Below are 2,931 nucleotides of genomic sequence, written 5' to 3' on the forward strand. Positions count from 1 at the left end.
CTTCTATAGTTATTTCAAATATATTGTCGATTATTTGGTTTACTCTTCCTTCTTCAGCTTCTTTTATCTTTTCTTTCATCTCTTTTGTAAAATCTTTTTCAAATCGTTTACTTAATAACTTTATAGCCATTTCTTTTCTTTCTTCAAGTTTTCCTTTTTTAATACCTTTTCTTTCGCCTTCGATTATTCCTTGTTTAAAACCTTCTCGTAAACCATCTAATTTAGCTATTCCACTGTCCATTATAACCATTTTTTCTAATATTTCAAATACATTGGAGATCTTAATTTTTTCTACATCCTCTATTGTCATTTTTAATAAATTATCTTCTATGTAGTTTATCGTTTCTTCATCCACTTTTCTTATCTCATCTTTTAACTCTTCGGTTAATTGGTTATTTTTTAATTCTTCGGTTAAATGGTTATCTAATGTTTTTTTTAGGCTTTTCATAATGAATTCAATAAATCTTTTTCTTTCTTCAAGTATCCCTTTTCTTTCACCTTCCAATCTAGCTTCTTCTCTTTCCCTTTTTGCTATCTCTTCTAATGTGTCCATCTTGGCACCCCATTTCTTCTAACTCAAGTATAATAAGTTTTATAGCGCCCCTTTGCCACGCTCCCCACCCTTCTAAGGAAGAAACCTCCTGTCCATTTAACCCAGCAGCTCGTCCATAAGGACATACTTATATACAGATATTATAACTCAAAAAACTTTCCTTAACTAAATCTACCGTCCTTTCAATTGTTGCAGTTTGTCAACATTTTTCTCAAGCCATCCTTGGCAGCGTTAGACTGAATAGGTACCAATAATGTTGTTGCATATAAAGAAATTAATAAAAATTTAACAAAGTTATGATATTTTATTTATGTTACTTTTTTGCATTTTTGAGAAAGTTAAGCAGACACTTTTTGGTAGAGAATCGCATAAATTATTCTATTAAATTTAATGCCAGCGAACTTAATAACTTATCATGTGGTTAACACTTCTTATTCTATTCCTAGAACTTGACAAGGAATTAGAGAACACGTTTGCGAAATATTAAAAGGTGGGAAAGAAGCCTTTGAAAAAAGAGAAAAGAAATATGGATTTAGAATTAGTTGAATCTCATACAACCGAATTCAAGTCCTCATGGCGGGACGAATATATAAAATCGATTTGTGCCTTTGCAAACACCGACGGTGGAAGATTGCTCATCGGAGTTGATGATAATGGTAAGCCTGTTGGCGTTAAAGACTCTAAGAAATTACTTGAGGATTTACCTAATAAATTAAGGGATATCCTTGGCATTATACCAAGTGTCCGATTAGAAAAGAAAAACGGTAAGGAAATAATTGTAATAGAAGTTGAGCATTCCTATGCACCAATTTCTTATAATGGGAGATTTTATGTTAGAAGCGGAAGCACAATTCAGGAACTAAAAGGCAAGGACCTGACCAGGTTTCTAATATCCAATTCAGGTAAGCACTGGGAAGAGTATACTGAGGGAAACGCTTCTATTGAGGATATAAATTATGAAACAATTGAAAAATTCAAACAAATCGCGATAAAAAGAATTCCATTTGTAAAAGATGAAAATGAGCCAATAAAGGTACTTGAAAAATTAAATTTGATTAAAAATGGTAAATTAACAAGGGCTGCCCTTTTGTTATTCGGTAAAAATCCAAAAAAAATCTGGACAAGCTCCTACATAAAAGTGGGTAAATTCTTGACGGATACAGATATTATAAGTTCTGATGATATTGAAGGAAATCTCTTTGAGCAGGTAGAAAAAACAATGGAGTTGTTGCGAACAAAATATCTTATATCTGAAATAAGATTTGAAGGAATTTATCGTAAAGAAGAACTTGAATATCCAGAAGAAGCATTGAGAGAAGCCATAATTAATTCGGTTATACATAGAGATTATATTGGTCCACATACTCAGTTAAAAATTTATCCTGATAAAATAATTCTCTGGAATGTTGGTACACTTCCAAAAGAAATTAACGTTGAGGAATTAAAGAAAAACCATTCATCTTATCCAAGAAATGAGTTATTGGCAGATGTGTTTTTCAAAGCTGGATTAATAGAGGCCTGGGGTAGAGGAACCATAAAAATTATTGATGAATGTAAAAAGCAGGATTACCTGAACCAGAATTTAAAGAGGAGTTTGGCGGTTTTGCAGTTTATTTCTATAAAGACATTTATACAGAAGATAATTTAAGAAAAATTGGGTTAAATGAAAGGCAAATCAAGGCAGTAAAGTATGTAAAAGAAAGGGGAAAGATTACTAATAAGGAATATCAGGAGTTAAATAAAACATCAAAACCAACAGCGACAAGGGATCTTCGCAATCTTGTTGATAAAGGAATAGTTATAATGCAAGGGGAAGCTAAAAGAGAAATATATTATCAATTGAGCCAAAAAAGAGCCAAAAAAGAGCCAATAATGAGCCAATTGAGCCAAAAAAGAGCCAATAATGAGCCAATTGAGCCAAAAAAGAGCCAATAGGCAAATTTAACAGTTACAAAAACGTAAGAATTCTAAAACAGGCATGAATAAATGTTCTGTTCCGGCAATCAACGACAGGACATAAAAAAATATCACTCCTCATTGAAACAATCACAACTAAGGAGTGATATTTTTTAAAAGCAGAATTATATCTCAAATTCTTGAGATTGGTATAGAATTACCTTTCTACGACTACTTTACTAAATCTTTTAGTTCTTCTATGGTTATCTCTAACAAGTTATCTCCTATATAATCTATCGTTTTTTCGTCTGCTTCTCTTATCCTATCTTTTATTTCTTCAGTTAGTTGGTTACCAAATCTTTTGCTTAATATTCTAATTGCGAACTCTCTTTCTCCTTCAAGTTTTCCTTTCCTTTCACCTTCAATTTTCCCTTTTTCCATTCCTTCGTTTCTCAACTTTTCAGCTATCGTCATAACTATTT

4 protein-coding genes are annotated in these 2,931 nt (G+C 31.9%); 2 read left to right on the plus strand and 2 right to left on the minus strand.

The annotated features are described in order from the left end of the window. On the minus strand, positions 1-553 hold a 553-nt coding region (locus NAAC61_RS10405), incomplete at its 3' end, for a hypothetical protein (protein ID WP_202695992.1). Between the two features lie 505 nt (positions 554-1,058). Between NAAC61_RS10405 and NAAC61_RS10410 the strand changes: the two genes are divergently transcribed. Both NAAC61_RS10410 and NAAC61_RS10900 read left to right on the plus strand, forming a co-directional pair. After that, positions 1,059-2,201, plus strand: coding sequence for an RNA-binding domain-containing protein (locus NAAC61_RS10410; RefSeq protein WP_233552344.1), 1,143 nt, complete (start codon positions 1,059-1,061; stop codon positions 2,199-2,201). A 62-nt stretch (positions 2,202-2,263) separates the two neighbouring features. Next, the gene (locus NAAC61_RS10900; protein ID WP_337920138.1) at positions 2,264-2,488 is read left to right on the plus strand and encodes a hypothetical protein; all 225 of its coding nucleotides are present in this window, start codon (positions 2,264-2,266) and stop codon (positions 2,486-2,488) included. A gap of 192 nt (positions 2,489-2,680) precedes the next feature. On the opposite strand, the gene NAAC61_RS10415 is transcribed toward NAAC61_RS10900, so the two are convergent. Beyond that, positions 2,681-2,931: DUF4351 domain-containing protein (locus NAAC61_RS10415; protein ID WP_202695993.1), on the minus strand; the 251-nt coding region annotated here is incomplete at its 5' end.

The organism is Petrotoga sp. 8T1HF07.NaAc.6.1, assembly GCF_016772115.1.
Taxonomy (GTDB): domain Bacteria; phylum Thermotogota; class Thermotogae; order Petrotogales; family Petrotogaceae; genus Petrotoga; species Petrotoga mobilis.